The sequence below is a fragment of the Clostridium pacaense genome (assembly GCF_020709765.2).
GTDB lineage: Bacteria > Bacillota > Clostridia > Lachnospirales > Lachnospiraceae > Enterocloster > Enterocloster hominis.
The window spans coordinates 33,726-48,259 of the sequence record NZ_JAJFEB020000009.1; the positions used below are offsets into that span (position 1 = coordinate 33,726).

Here is a 14,534-nt window from a genome sequence, read left to right on the forward strand (position 1 = left end):
CCGCAATTAGAAGCGGAAGTGTGAAAACGCCTTGTTTGCTTCTGCCATCTTGTGCATGTCTTCTTTCTTCTTCACAGATGCGCCGGTATTGTTGGCAGCGTCCATGATCTCGTTTGCCAGTCTGTCCTTCTGGGTCTTCTCGCCTCTCTTGCGGGAGTACAGGGTAATCCAGCGGAGAGCCAGTGTCTGTCTCCTCTCAGGCCTAACCTCGATTGGTACCTGATAGGTAGCTCCGCCGATACGTTTTGCCTTAACTTCCAGAACAGGCATGATGTTGTTCATTGCTTCTTCAAATACTTCCATGGCGTCCTTGCCGGTTGTCTCAGCAACACGGTCGAAAGCGCCATATACAATTTTCTGCGCAACACCCTTCTTACCATCTAACATAATGTTGTTGATTAACTTGGTAACAACCTTGTTATTGTAAATCGGGTCTGCCAGAACGTCTCTTTTCTGAGTATGTCCTTTACGTGGCACGTTACTTCCCTCCTTAATAGAGCTGTCCGGACCTGTCATGCAGATCCTTCCCAGCGTTTCATTAGATCATAGGTACTCGCATTGAGTGCTTAGCGAGGTCTTTTCGAGTTTGGCGATACATTGCACGCTCCGCGAGCAATATACCACATCCAGCAATCAAGCGCGCCTGCGAAACGGGCGCGTCTTCCAGCGCGACACCAAGCATGGTGCCCCAGCTCATTGTACTTCCTCATAAGGCCTTCCCGCCAGCCAAATGCGTTCATGCACGGTTCTACAATATATAATCCTGCAACCTACAGGTCAATATCATCAATCCGGCACAATTCCTATAATTCAAATATGCGGTCTAACTGATTACTTCTTGTCTTTTGGTCTCTTAGCGCCGTATTTGGAACGGGCCTGCCTTCTGTTAGCAACACCTGCTGTATCCAGTGTACCTCTAACGATGTGGTATCTGGTACCTGGCAGATCCTTTACCCTTCCTCCACGAATCAGTACAACGCTATGCTCCTGAAGGTTATGACCCTCTCCTGGAATGTAGCTTGTAACCTCGATGCCGTTGGAAAGACGGACTCTGGCAATCTTCCTCAGTGCTGAGTTAGGCTTCTTAGGGGTAGCAGTCTTAACAGCGGTACACACGCCACGCTTCTGTGGTGCGGATGCGTCTGTTGCCTTCTTCTGTAAGGAGTTGTAACCCCTCTGCAGAGCTGGTGCAGTAGACTTCTTAACGCTGGTCTGTCTTCCCTTTCTCACTAACTGGTTAAATGTTGGCATTCTTTTCACCTCCTGTGATATTGTCTGCGGTTGCTGTATATCAGCTTTTTGCGCACGAAAACATTACGTGTTCAAGCACGCCATATTATTATATACATGTAAAAATATTCTGTCAAGGAATTTCTTTTTATATTCCTGAAATATTCCCAAAATTCCCTTAAAATACACCCAGAGCCGCCGTATACACAAGGGTAATTGCAAAAAACAGCAGTATCATAGGTATATTCCGCTTCACCAGGCCGCCCATATTTACCTTAAAACACTCCGCTGCGATGAACAGGCATACATGGGTAGGGCTTATCTGCATGGCAGCATAAGCGGAACTCATGAGCAGCACCAGAAGAGGCACGCCGCCCTCCGGCATGGCCGCCATGGCCATGGGCATGCACAGGGGAATGATTGCATTGGAACCGCTGATGACAGTCCCAAAAAAGAAAATCAGCGCAAACACCAGAGGCATGGGAATCGGCAGGCCGCCAAAGAAGGCGGGCAATTCATGGATTACCCCGGTGGATGTGATGATATCCTTGAACATCATGATTAATATGGTATTAAAAATAATGATGGGTTCAAAGGCAGTCCTGAACATGGGTTTAATCTCCCACGGCTTCAGCCTGTCCACAAACACATTCAGCACCGCCACCAGCGGCGTGGCTATGTAGACCGGTATGTCAAATGCAATGATTAGCACCACAATCAGTATGATGGACCACAGGCTGCGCACCAGCAGCTTTGCAGCCTCTCCCTTGCCGCCCTCCGAAACCATCCCCGTGGGTTTCGGCACCTTGCGCAGGAAAAAAAGATAGCCGATGAAAAACAGGGCCGCCACCAGCGGGATCATGGCCACCACAAACTCCCCGGCCCCTATGCCGGACACGGCCAGGGCAATCAGGATGGAGGAATAGGTGGGCAGGAAGCTCTCCGGTATATGCCTGTAAAAGCTGGTGACTGCCGTCATATCCTCGTCGCTCAGATAATCCTCGCAGGAGGACCGTACGATTTCCGCACATATGGTCATGGCCCCGGCCGAGGGCAGCAGGCCGATGACAGCAGGGGCGGCTGAGGCATTAATCCTCCGGTTGTTGAACAGGCCGTTAAGGGATTCCTCTGCCTGTTTTAACCGGTTCCTGCGTTCCAGCATACGCTGGAGGAAGGTGATGAAATAAAAGCTGAGCACCACCGTAATGGTGTCCTTGCTGACCATGGATTTCCCCATGATCACAAGGGCATCCGGCAGACGGATGCCGTACAGCAGCACTGCCGCTGCCAGACCGCCGGAAATAGCCAAAAAAAGAGGCCGTTTCATCCAAAGGATTGCGATGATGACCAGAAAGACAAGACAGAGTTTCAGTATCAGAATGTTCATTTTAAATCTCCCATACCCATTATTCAGCCGCCTGACACAGGCGTTGCATCAACAGCCCCCTTATCCCCTGAAGCGGACGAAAAACAGCTGTCATGATTCCCATTCTATCATGACAGCCGTCTTCCCCACAACCACTTTTTCACTTACTGGCAGCGGTCCAGGATTCCCTTACAAAACCAGCCCCTGTCCGGGCCATGTCAATGAATCCCTCAGGGTACCGAAAAATCCTTCCCAGTCCATATGGCTCTTTCCGGTTCCCGGAACCCTTCGGTTGGCTTCCCCAATATGGATCCCTCCTATTTTATCATGCATGTGGGCATGACGTATGGCTTCCCCCATATCATCCTCTTCTATATTCATATGGAATGAATCCAGCAGCACCTTGCAGAAACCGCTCTCCGTCTCCTCTGCCATCCTCACCCCTTCCCCGGCCGTGTTCAGCAGGTAATGCTCATACCGGTTAACCACCTCCAGGCTCAGGGTCACCCGATAATCCCGGGCCGTCTTCAATATTTCATTTAGTGAACCGACACTGTGTTCCCAGGCCTGTTTCTGAATATAATTTACAGTATCAGCCTCCGGAGTTCTTCCGCTTCCCCATCCTCCAGATGATATATCTCACTGTTGGACATGCCTGTCCCCGGGTCTTCAATCAATACCATCCTGGTTCCCGGGACCGTGATGGTATTGTGCCACAGCCCCTGTGGGATATTGTATACCTTTCCCCGCTCCATGGAGACGGCGCCGAACTTCATTTCCCCATCTGCCCCGTCTGCATATACAAGGGTGCATGCCCCTGCTGTCAGTACAAACAGTTCATCGGTTTCATTGTGGCGCTCCAGCTCATTAAAAAGGGATTTATCATTCGCTGGTTTGTAATTCTTGATTCCCACGGTCCATTGTCCATTCTCATAGACCCGGCTCATGCCTTCGCCGGTATATCCAAAGGATTCTATCTTCATCCTGCCCTCCTTACTGTCCGTTCAGGGACTGGTTCATGACCTCCAGCGCTTCCTCCGGGGTGACCTGTCCCAGCAGCGCCTGCTGGTTGGTGTTGGACCATACGCTGTTGATAAACTCTGTTACCGTATCCGTTGGAGGCAGCACGCCTGCTATGGGTATGCTTTGTGCGGAAACCTCCTGGAACGGGTTGGCCGCATACTCAGGGGTAGAGGTTACGTTGTCTGTTCCCAGGCCCTTGCCGGTGCCTTTAAACCATTTGGTCCCTCCATCGCCCGTAATCATATATTTGATGAACTCAAAGGCCGCCTCCTTGTCCCTGCACTGCTCATATACCACCAGTTCCGTGTCCCCGGTACAGGTCCACTGCCCCTTTTGCGTGCCGGGCATCACAAATGCGTCCACATCGTCCCCGAAGGTTTCCAGCCAGATGCTGCTGGAGCCGACGTGGTGAAGCATCATGGCCGTCAAGCCTGACTTGAAACCGTCCACCAGCTCCGCGTACCCTGCATTGGGAGCGGATTCCGGCGCCCATCCGTTTTCATAAATGCCCAGATATGCCTGATAGGCTTCCACCGCCTCAGGCGTTATCAGGTCGCTCCAGTCCGCCCCGTAGGCGTAAAGGAAGCTTCCCAGATGCTCCTGTCCCCCGTTAGCGCCTCTCAGGCCGTAGCCGTACACATCGGTCTGGCCGTCCCCGTCCGTGTCCATGGTACACTTCTCAATGCACTCCAGCCACTGGTCAAAGGTAGTTGGTACGCTGACCCCTGCCTTCTCAAAATAGGAGGGCCTGTAATACACATACAATGGTTCCAGGGTCCAGGGCATGACGTTCAGCTGTCCGTTTCCCGTGCTCTCCTTCACGATGTCCCAGGCAGCATCGCTGATCTGGCCCGCGTCATCCCAGTTTTCCACATAGGATGACATATCTGCCAGCAGCTGGTTGGCCGCGTACATTTTCCCGGCCGACAGTTTGAAGGTGGATACATCCGGGCCGCCTCCGCCCATGACAGCGGTAAAGGTATCCTCGCTGAAGCCGCCGCCGTTCCAGGGATACTCCTCTGCCTTTACCGTAATCCCCCTGCTATTGTCCCTGTTAAAATCCTCCACAATGCCCAGTATCAGATCTGACTGTTCCGTGTTGTCAGCCCAATACCAGAACATCAGCTCCACCTCCTTAGCCCCTGCCTCATCCATACCTTGGGCAGGGCTGTCCGTCCCGGCGCCTGTGCCTTTGGCGTCCGCGTCCGGGGAACTGGCGGCCTCTCCGGCGCCGGGACTTCCTGCCCCTCCGGCACCGTTCCCTCCGGGACTCCCTGTACTGCCGACAGAACCGCCTGAGCATGCTGACAGCGTCAGGACTGCCGCTGTCACTGCTGCGGTCATGATTGATATTTTCTTCATAAAAATCCTCCTTTATGTCATTCGTCTTATACTGTCTTTTTGTATTCCGTCTTCCAATCTTTCTGACTTCCTATCTTCCTGACTTTCCATCTACCAAAACATCAGATTATCCCAGGCCATGCAGGGAGGACACCCCCTAGCCCTTCACTGCCCCTGCGGTCAGCCCTTCCACCAGCCTCTTCTGCGCAAAGAAGAACATGACGCACACCGGAAGGATGGCCACCATGCCGCCTGCACACAGCATATCCCACTCCACCCCCAGCTGTCCGATCAGGCTGTTGAGGGCCACTGGTATGGTCCTTGTCTGGGGGTTGGTGAACATGGAGGACAGCGTGTATTCATTCCATGCCTGCATGAATATATAGACCCCGGCTGCAATCAGGCACTGCTTCATAATCGGAAGGAACACATGGAAAAACGCGGTCAGCCGGCTGCAACCATCCACCAGGGCCGCCTCCTCCAGGGAAAACGGGAAGTCCCGGATAAATCCCTGCAGCAGCCAGATGGTGAATGGGATGGTAAATGTTGTATAGGAAAGCACCAAAGCGCCCGGCGTATACAAAAGCCCGATCTGCCGCATGATGGAATAAAGGGGTATCATCAGCAGCACGGTCGGAAACATATTGTTGGACAGGAAAATGCACATCAGCAGCTTCCTTCCCCGAAACTGGTACCTGGAAAACGCATAGGCCGCCAGAAGGGATACGCACAGTGACAGAAGCATGGTAACCACCGCCACCACCAGGCTGTTCTTCATGTACCGGAGAAAGTTAAAATATCCGAACAGTTTCCCATAGGTTGTCCAGATTACTTCCTTTGGCCAGTAAACCAGGGGACTGGCATAGATTTCCGCATCTGTCTTCACCGATGTCACAAACATCCAGTAAAAAGGAAACAGTAAGAATACCAGGAACAAAAGGACAAGTATCCATACAAAGATGGATCGTTTCCGGTTATGGTTCATCTGCACCCCTCCCTTCCTAATCATCAATCTGGCGGAAGGTATACCTGAGATAGGGAACCGATACAGCCAGAAGGATGATTGTCATGATTACTGCCAGCGCGGAAGCGTAGCCCAGGTTCAGCACCCTGGCCTTCTGATACACATAGATGCCAATGGTCTGGGTGGCATAGGCAGGCCCTCCCGCCGTCATGTTCTGTATAATGTCAATGGAATTGGCAACCCAGATGACCCGCAGCAGAAGCGTTACATATATGGTATTCCGGATGGACGGGATGGTGATGTAAAACAGCTTCTGGAAAAAATTGGCCCCGTCAATGTCAGCCGCCTCGTACATTTCCGTGGAAACGCCCTGTAGTGCGGCCAGGAGCATCAGGGCAAAAAATGGGATTCCCTGCCATACGACAGAGAAAATAGCCGCGGGAAGCGCGGTATCCACCCTGGACAGATAGGCAATTCCCCTGGTGAGGAATCCCATCCGTTTGAGCAGGTCGTTGATGACCCCGTAATCCCCGTCATACAGCCATCTCCAGATCAGTCCGATCAGGACGCCCGGCGTGACCCAGGGTACCATGGCCGCCGCGCGGACAATGCCGCGGAACCGGAACCTGGTGTTCAGTACCAGGGCCAGCACGAACCCCAGAAGGAACTGGAACCCCACGCCAAATACAACCCACAGGATTGTCCTGTATAAAGAAGGCCAGAACTGGGAATCCGCTGTCAGCAGGTCGGAATAATTCTGAAGCCCCACCCATGCCGTCCTGTTTGGATAACGCAGGTCATGGTATTTAAGGCTGGTGATTACAGCCTCAATCACGGGAATGAATACCACACAGATTACCACAATCAGCGCAGGCGCAATGAGCAGGTAGGGCCATATCCAGGAGTATTTCTTTCCATTCATCGGGCATATGCCTCCTTTCCCCGGCCGTCTGGCAGGATCATAATAACCCCTTCACTTTCATTACCGTATCCCCGGCAGTCATATGATAATACTTCATCAGGTCCGCCGCGTCCCCGGACTGGCCAAAGGTATCGTCCATACCGATGAAGGCCATCGGCACCGGGCAGGTTTCAGAGAGGGCTGCCGCCACGGCGGAGCCAAGGCCGCCCACAATGATTCCTTCCTCCATCACAACCGCCTTTCCTGTCTTTTGGACGGACTTTGTGATGATTTCCCTGTCCAGGGGCTTGATGGTGGCAATGTTGATGATTTCAGCGGAAATACCTTCCTGTAAAAGGATATCCGCCGCCTTCACCGCCACGTCCAGCAGGCAGCCCGTGGCTATGAGGGTCACGTCCCCGCCTTCCCGCACAACGGTTCCCCTGCCGATTTCAAACCGGTAGGTTTCCCTGTCAAATACAACAGGAACCGGATTCCTGCCAAGGCGCACATAGACCGGCCCGTCGTATTCCACCATGGCCTTCACGGCAGCTTCCATCTCAACCGCATCCCCTGGGTTGAGCACCACCATGTTGGGAATGGCCGACATGATGGCAAGGTCCTCTATGGCCTGATGGGTGGCGCCGTCCTTGCCCACCTGTACCCCGCCGTGGCTGCCGCAGATCTTCACGTTCAGCCTGGGGTAGGCCACTGAGTTGCGTATCTGTTCAAAGGCGCGCCCCGCTGCAAATACGGCAAATGTGCATGCAAAGGGAATCCTGCCTGTCATGGACAGTCCCGCGGCCGTATCAATCAAATCCCCCTCTGCAATTCCCACATCAAAAAAGCGCTCCGGATATGCTTCCTTAAACCTTACGCTCATGGTCGCCTTGGCCAGGTCCGCATCCAGCACGACAATATCCTTGTTCTCCCCGCCGCAGGCAATCAATGCGCTGCCAAAGGCATCCCTTGTTGCTATCAATTCTCCCATGGTCAATTCCCCTCCAATTCTTTCAGCGCCAGCTCCACCTGTTCTTTGGTTGGGGCTGTCCCATGCCATCCGGCCTGGTTCTCCATGAATGAGACGCCCTTGCCCTTTACCGTGTTCATGATGATGCAGGTGGGCAGGCCCTGTGTCTTTTTGGCTTTTGCAACAGCGTTCAGGATTTCTTCCATATCATGGCCGTCAATGGTCATGGTACGCCAGCCAAATGCCTGGAACTTCTCCTCAATCCTGCCATTGCCGATGACTTCCTCAATGGTGCCGTCAATCTGGAGGTGGTTGTAATCCACGAATCCGATTACATGGTCCAGTCCGTAGTGCGCGCCTGTCATGGCTGCTTCCCAGACCTGGCCCTCTTCAATCTCCCCATCCCCCAGCAGGCAGTACACATAGTAGTCCTTATGGTCCAGCCTGCCGCCCAGGGCAATGCCGTTGGCAATGGACAGTCCCTGGCCCAGGGATCCGGTGGAGACATCCACCCCCGGCGTCTTGCCGGAATAAGGATGGCCCTGGAGCATGGAACCCAGTTCCCGCAGATGATCCAGTTCCTCCACCGGGAAATATCCCTTTAACGCCAATGCCGCGTACAGCGCAGGGCACGCATGTCCCTTGGAAAGCACAAAACGGTCCCTGTCCTCCCACCGGGGATTCCCCGGGTCGATGTCCATGATATCAAAATACAAAGCCGCAATCAGGTCCGCACAGGACAGGGAGCCGCCAGGGTGTCCGGAGCGGGCCTGTCCAATGGAACGGATGACCAGTTTCCTGATTTCTTTTGCTTTTGTCTGCAATTCCCCTATATTGCCCATGATTTTTCCCTTTCTTTCATTATAGGATTTTCTTGTCGCCCATTGCCTTTTTCCAGTCGCTCATAAAGCCGTCCAGACTCACGTCCGTCATTGGATGCCAGAACAGTTTCTTCATGCACTCATAGGGAATGGTGGCAATATCAGCCCCTGCCTTGGCAGCCCCCACGACATAGGCCGGGGTACGCATGCTGGCCGCTATGATTTCCGTCTTTATATTATGGATGCGGTAAATCAGGGATATCTCAGCCAGCATCCCCAGTCCGTCCATCAACACATCATCGGACCTGCCTACAAAGGGACTTACATAGGTGGCGCCTGCCTTGGCTGCAACCAGGGCCTGGGCAGAGTCATAGACCGTTGTCACATTGGTCCTGATTCCCTTTGCCGACAAAGCCCTCACTGCCTTGATTCCCTCCGGCGTCATGGGGATTTTTACCACCATGTTACGGTGCCAGCCCGCAATCTCCAGGCCCTCTTTAATCATGGTTTCCGCATCCAGCGCCAGCACTTCCCCGCTGATCGGGCCGTCCACCATGTTGCAGATCCGGATCAGGGTTTCCTTTAAGTCCTTCCCCTCCCTTGCAATGATGGAGGGATTGGTGGTAACCCCGTCCACGATCCCGTAGGCAGACATTTCCTCAATCTCTTCCAGGTTTGCGGTGTCGATAAAAAATTTCATACTGTTTTCCTCCTTTGTGAGTTTTCTTTTTTCCTGTTCCGTATCTGAATTGCCAGGACAGCCGCCATTAACAGGATTCCGCCTATGTCCGTGATGGTTTCGGGTATGATTAATAATAAGGAAGCCGCCACAGCCGCAATCCGTTCCATCTGCTTCATGGGTGCAATCCCAACCCCGATTAACCCCATACCCAACCCGTAAGCGCTGACCAGACAGGTAAGGCTGGCCTGTAAAAGCTCCGTGACCGCCCCGATTCCCAACATGGCCGGACTATATACAAAGGTGTAGGGGATAATGAAAATAATGAAGCTATATTTAAATGCCGAAAGCCCAAGCTTCCACATATTGTCATTCACAATACCGGCCGCAGTAAAAGAGGACAGGGCCACAGGCGGCGTAATCATGGACAGGTTGGCAAAATAAAAAACAAAAAAGTGCGCTGCCAGCGTAGGCACGCCCAGCTTGATGATGCTTGGACACAGCAGGGTGGCGGACATGATATAGGCCGCGCTGGTCGGCATGCCCATGCCTAAAATCAGGGCCATCAGCATAGTGGCCATGAGGGCAAACAGCAGATTGCTGCTGGCCAGGGCATTTATCATGCTGGAAAAGCGGATGCCAAGGCCGGTGGCGGTAATCTGACCGACAATAATACCTGCCAGGGCACAGGGCAGCGTGACAACAATGGCCTGTTTCCCGGTGGAAACCAGCGCCCTGACCGAATCAAACAGACTGAGCCGTGTATCCCTGCGGATCATGCACAAGGCCACAAGCACAATGGTGGCATAGGTACAGCAGCGCATCATGGAACCGCCCCGGATAATGAGTGCCACAAGGACTGCCACACTGAGAAGAAGGTAAATGTTCTTCCCGATTTCCCTCCGGCATTCTGCCGCATCAATCTGTGGCTTAGGCAGTTTATATTTCCTGGCGTACATGTCAACCAGGAAATATAGGGCTACCAAAAAGATAAAAGAAGGGATTACGGCAGCCAGCATAATGGAGGAATAACTGATTCCCGTCATATCAACCATGATGAAAGCAGCAGCCCCCATCACGGGAGGAATCAGCTGGCCCGCTGTTCCGCCAATGGCCAGGATGCTTCCTATGAACCGGTTCTCAAAGCCCTGCTGTTTCATGGGCCTGTACATAATCGTCCCGATGGACGCCACATTGCCCGGGGCGCTGCCGGAAATCATCCCAAAGAAAGCAGAAGCCACAATGGTTGCCTTACCTGCGCCGCCGTTGGCCCTGCGGGTAAGGAGGGTTGAAATATTAACAAACAGCCTGCCTGCAGGCGTTGCTGTCAGGAACGCCCCGAATAAAAGAAAATAGAACACGGTACCGCAGGCAGTGCTCACAGGCGACCCCAAAACACCTGTGGTTGAATATATCTGGACCTCAATGAACTTTGCCAGCGGCATATTGGAGTGGGCCAGCAGGCCAGGCATCATTTCCCCGAAAAAGCCATAAGCAATAAATATCAGCACAATTACGGTCAGTGCCATATTTACGGCACGGCGGCTGCATTCAAGCAGCAGCAACAGCATGGCTATGGCTACCGCATGGTCCATGGCGGTAAGGGGGTCCACGTAAGCCATCCTGGTATCATATCTTGCGCAGTTCATCACGATATAGATGCCGCAGAAAATGGTTATGATAAAAAATATGTATTCATACCACCGGGGGATGTATTTCTCCCCTTTGGGGACCTTATGCCTTTTTAAGGCAGGAAAGGTGAGGAATACCAGCCCCATTGCAAAACAGACATGGACAGAACGCATGATGAGGGCGCTGTAAGAGCCTCTGACCACAACCCAAAGCTGGAACATGACCCAAACCAATGCCCAAACTGCTCCCGGGTTACAGAAGGCTTCTATGTATTTATTTTTCTTCATATGTCAGGTCTATATCCTTTCTTATAGGTGGACAGGAAGATCCGTCATTCCAGCAGCCCGGCTTCTTTGTAGTATTGTTCAGCTCCCGGATGGAGTGGGATTCCCATCCCCCCGGGGTCACAGGCGCTTTCGGCTGTAAACCGCTGAAGGGCAGTATGCCCGGCCCTGATATCCTCCACATTTTCACACAAAGCCCTGGCAATGCCGTAAGCCACATCGTCGGGCAGTTCCGTGGAACAGAACAGGGTGGACGTGACGCCGAATGTGCGGATGTCCGTGTCCTGGCCCTTAAAGCAATTGGCCGGCAGGGTTTCGGGGCTGAATCCCTTCTCACCCACAAAGGTGTCAATCATGTCCTGAGGAAATTGGATGAAGGTCATGTCAACCGTGGATGCCAGTTCCGTCACGGCGGCGTGTCCCTGGGTAATATTGTGGCAGATGAAGTCCGTGCGGCCATCCTTTATATTCTCCACACTGGTGCTCCAGTCCGCGTACTCGACCTTTCCGCCCCAGGCAATGATATCGTCAAAGGTCATACCGTAATATTCAAATATCATGGAAGCCACGATATTGCCCATGTTGCCCGCGGGAAGCACACTGATGTTGATGGGAATATGATTGGCGGCAACATCAGCCAGATCGGTCCATCCGGCATCGGTGCGCACCACTGCAATATAATAAAATGTGTCTAAATATCCGGCTATGCCGCGGAGGTTATCATAGGGTTCCGTATACAGGCTTTCCCCGCCAAAGGCCCATTTGTCAGACAGATTGTATCCGATTCCCAGCTGGTAGGTACCATTGGAAACCTGAATGGGATTGGAAGTGGCGCCGCCTTCCGCAGCCGCATTAATCATGGAACCGGAAGGCAGTCCCCTGGGAAGGACCTCTGCAAATGTGGCGCCGTAGGAATACCAGGAGGTACCTGTGCTTCCGGTAACAAGGTCAAGCGTAACTGCCTGACCGGAGGATCCGCCGTCCGCCCCGCCGCTGTTCCCGGCAGCCGTACTTTGAGTATCAGCCTTGTCGCCGGCAGGGCTGCCGTTGTTTTTACTGCTGCCGCCGCAGGCAGACAGGGATATGGCCATAGCCGATATCAGGATCAGAGAAAGACATTTTCTTATTTTCATTCCTTATACCTATTCCTTTCATTTAAGCAGACCTATAATACACCATAATATATAAGAGACATCATGGATTTTCAGCGGATTACGACCAGATCACGTATGATTGTCCCATCTGCGGGACTCAGATGCATTGTTCCGGCGGCGGCATCCACCTCCTTTGCACACGGGAGGATGGCCCTGCCATCCAGCTTACAGGCGCAGCGCCCGCAGATTGCCTGACAGCAGGATGAATGCCTGTAATATGCCAGTTCATGGTTCAGATTGGCATGGATATAATCCAATACATCCATCACCTTCATCCCCTGCACAACCGGAACATCATAAACAGCAAGGCCTGCGCTTTCCTCAATTTCCACTTTCATCACGTCCCTCCTTTCAATATGGCCTTAGCTATGTATTCCTGCACGTTCGTATAATCATCCGTGTCCAGCGGCAGATAGGCCGGTACAGGGATTTCCTTTTCATAGACAGGCTTTCCGTCCTTTAATCCAGCGGTCCAGCTGAACAGATATTCCTTATTGTTTACCTGAGGTTCGTCCATCCTCAGGTGGCATCCACGGCTCTCCCTGCGGTTCAACGCGCAGTAAATCCCAATCTCAGTGCACAGCGCCAGATTACGGAGCATTACCGAATTCATCCATTCCAGGTTGTACTGCCCAGGTCCGGGAGCCGCCATATAATCCAGGGAGGAACGCAGTTTTGTCATCTCATCATAAGCTTTCTGCAGGCGTCTGCCGTCACGGACAAACCCAAAGCCTTCCTCACTGACCTGTTCCAGCTTTTTCCAGGCTTCAACAGGGCTGATGCCCTCGGACCGTTTCCGGGGCGCTGTCAGTAAATCCACAGCCGCTTCCACGTTTTCAGGCTGTGCGACGGAAGCCGCCCGGGCGTAAACTGCCGCGTTTTCCCCGGCCGCCAGGCCGTTGGCCAGCATTTCCGTAAGACCGTCGCCGCTTCGGAAGGCCCCGAACAGGCCTCCTGTGACTTCCCCGGCCGCATAAAGACCTGGGATATCAGTCTCAAAGTCTTTGTTGATGATGATTCCGCCCATGGTGTACTCATTGCCAAAGCCGCACATCAGCCGTTTCCCGTTGGCAATCATGTCCCGGGCCAGTCTCTGAAGGTCGATGTGGTGGTATTTGTCCTTTCCGTGCCACCAGTGCTGATTTTCATAAAATATCTTAAAGCCGTCCCGGATTTCTTCATCTGTATAAGCGGAATAATCCATGTAGAAACGGTTTCCATATGTATCCCATTTTTCGTACATCCCCGGGGCGTAAAAGGCGCAGTAGAGAAGCTTCTTGACCTTACTGTTGGAGGCATTGGTCCTGAATCTCTGGTCATTGGGATATATCAGTTCTCTGCCGTCCAGGTCTGTGGCCTTATGCCGCAGCGGAAATAGATTGGGCATGGTCATCTGGAACGGCAGGATGGAACCTTTTGCATAAAGGGGTTCCTGTATGGTGGGAATGGCCAGCACAAACTCCATGTCCCTGACCCTGGCGCCTGCCCTCAGGGCCATTCCTATGCCATCCCCTGTCATGTCACTGTCCGTATTCTTCAACTCATACGGCTGCCAGCCGCCCGTGGCCAGGATAACCGCTTTGGCATGGAACTCAATGATTTCTCCGGTAAATACGTCAAAACCAATAGCGCCGCAGACTTTACCGCTGCCGGTCAGAAGGTCGGAAATGATGATATCCTCATAGGCACTTATCTGGTCCTGGGTTTCCAATCCGTGCTTTAAAGCCCTTCCAAAGGCCACCCCGCCTGCCCTCCAGCGGCAGGCCTTGGGTGAAAATACAAAGGTGCTGCCGCACTCTTTGACCCATTGAAGTAATTCCTTCACCGCATATGGACCGTCCTGCACAAACCGCTTCTGAAGTTCCTGGTCCCCCAGTCCAAAGCCGCAGGCGGCCATCTTCTCAAACAGGCTTTCCGGCGTATACTCCTGGTTGGCCTCAGACTCGCCGCAGATATCCCTGGCCCCCCTGCCGTCCACCCCGAAGCTGCCTCCCAGCATGATGGCGTTCCCGTTCTTTCCAACCCTGCCCTTTGAAACCAGGACCACGTCAGCCCCTTTCCTGGAAGCTGCCACCGCACTCATCACCCCGGCCCCGGAACCTCCGATGACCAGGATATCACTTGTAACTATGTTCCGTGTCATTCCATCCCTCCTTTATTCTCCAATAT

The 14,534-nt window shown here is 53.0% G+C and carries 15 protein-coding genes; all 15 read right to left on the reverse strand.

The features are described from left to right. Window positions 1-6: 6 nt before the first annotated feature. Window positions 7-477, reverse strand: coding sequence for a 30S ribosomal protein S7 (gene rpsG / locus LK536_RS45270; RefSeq protein WP_002568226.1), 471 nt, complete (start codon window positions 475-477; stop codon window positions 7-9). Between the two features lie 354 nt (window positions 478-831). Then, window positions 832-1,251 (reverse strand): 30S ribosomal protein S12, encoded by a 420-nt coding sequence (rpsL, locus tag LK536_RS45275; RefSeq protein ID WP_008719729.1) that lies wholly within the window; start codon window positions 1,249-1,251, stop codon window positions 832-834. A 157-nt stretch (window positions 1,252-1,408) separates the two neighbouring features. Next, window positions 1,409-2,617: a DUF401 family protein gene (locus LK536_RS45280; protein WP_227795788.1), complete on the reverse strand. Its 1,209-nt coding sequence runs from the start codon at window positions 2,615-2,617 to the stop codon at window positions 1,409-1,411. Between the two features lie 168 nt (window positions 2,618-2,785). Next, window positions 2,786-3,232: a TIM barrel protein gene (locus tag LK536_RS45285; protein WP_227795880.1), complete on the reverse strand. Its 447-nt coding sequence runs from the start codon at window positions 3,230-3,232 to the stop codon at window positions 2,786-2,788. Further along, window positions 3,181-3,579, reverse strand: a complete 399-nt coding sequence (locus LK536_RS45290) for a cupin domain-containing protein (protein ID WP_025485601.1) — start codon at window positions 3,577-3,579, stop codon at window positions 3,181-3,183. The genes LK536_RS45285 and LK536_RS45290 overlap by 52 nt, the downstream gene beginning before the upstream one ends. A 10-nt stretch (window positions 3,580-3,589) precedes the next feature. After that, on the reverse strand, window positions 3,590-4,981 hold the full coding sequence (locus LK536_RS45295) for an ABC transporter substrate-binding protein (protein WP_227795789.1): 1,392 nt from the start codon (window positions 4,979-4,981) through the stop codon (window positions 3,590-3,592). 136 nt (window positions 4,982-5,117) lie between these two features. Continuing rightward, window positions 5,118-5,945: a carbohydrate ABC transporter permease gene (locus LK536_RS45300; protein ID WP_177314784.1), complete on the reverse strand. Its 828-nt coding sequence runs from the start codon at window positions 5,943-5,945 to the stop codon at window positions 5,118-5,120. Window positions 5,946-5,961: 16 nt separating this feature from the next. Continuing rightward, a complete protein-coding gene (locus tag LK536_RS45305) occupies window positions 5,962-6,846 on the reverse strand; it encodes a carbohydrate ABC transporter permease (RefSeq protein ID WP_008719739.1) in 885 nt (294 codons plus the stop codon). A gap of 37 nt (window positions 6,847-6,883) precedes the next feature. Next, window positions 6,884-7,816: a transketolase family protein gene (locus tag LK536_RS45310; RefSeq protein ID WP_227795790.1), complete on the reverse strand. Its 933-nt coding sequence runs from the start codon at window positions 7,814-7,816 to the stop codon at window positions 6,884-6,886. A gap of 2 nt (window positions 7,817-7,818) precedes the next feature. Then, window positions 7,819-8,640 (reverse strand): transketolase, encoded by an 822-nt coding sequence (locus LK536_RS45315; RefSeq protein ID WP_474912675.1) that lies wholly within the window; start codon window positions 8,638-8,640, stop codon window positions 7,819-7,821. A gap of 16 nt (window positions 8,641-8,656) precedes the next feature. Further along, window positions 8,657-9,316, reverse strand: a complete 660-nt coding sequence (gene fsa, locus LK536_RS45320) for a fructose-6-phosphate aldolase (protein ID WP_008719743.1) — start codon at window positions 9,314-9,316, stop codon at window positions 8,657-8,659. After that, window positions 9,313-11,214: a TRAP transporter permease gene (locus tag LK536_RS45325; RefSeq protein WP_227795792.1), complete on the reverse strand. Its 1,902-nt coding sequence runs from the start codon at window positions 11,212-11,214 to the stop codon at window positions 9,313-9,315. Before LK536_RS45325 ends, fsa begins: the two co-directional genes overlap by 4 nt. A 44-nt stretch (window positions 11,215-11,258) precedes the next feature. Continuing rightward, on the reverse strand, window positions 11,259-12,344 hold the full coding sequence (locus LK536_RS45330) for a TAXI family TRAP transporter solute-binding subunit (protein ID WP_227795793.1): 1,086 nt from the start codon (window positions 12,342-12,344) through the stop codon (window positions 11,259-11,261). A gap of 71 nt (window positions 12,345-12,415) precedes the next feature. Then, the gene (locus tag LK536_RS45335) at window positions 12,416-12,703 is read right to left on the reverse strand and encodes a 2Fe-2S iron-sulfur cluster-binding protein (protein WP_008719751.1); all 288 of its coding nucleotides are present in this window, start codon (window positions 12,701-12,703) and stop codon (window positions 12,416-12,418) included. Further along, entirely contained in the window at window positions 12,703-14,508 is a 1,806-nt protein-coding gene (locus tag LK536_RS45340) for an FAD-binding protein (protein WP_227795794.1), read from the reverse strand. The genes LK536_RS45335 and LK536_RS45340 overlap by 1 nt, the downstream gene beginning before the upstream one ends. Between the last annotated feature and the right edge of the window lie 26 nt (window positions 14,509-14,534).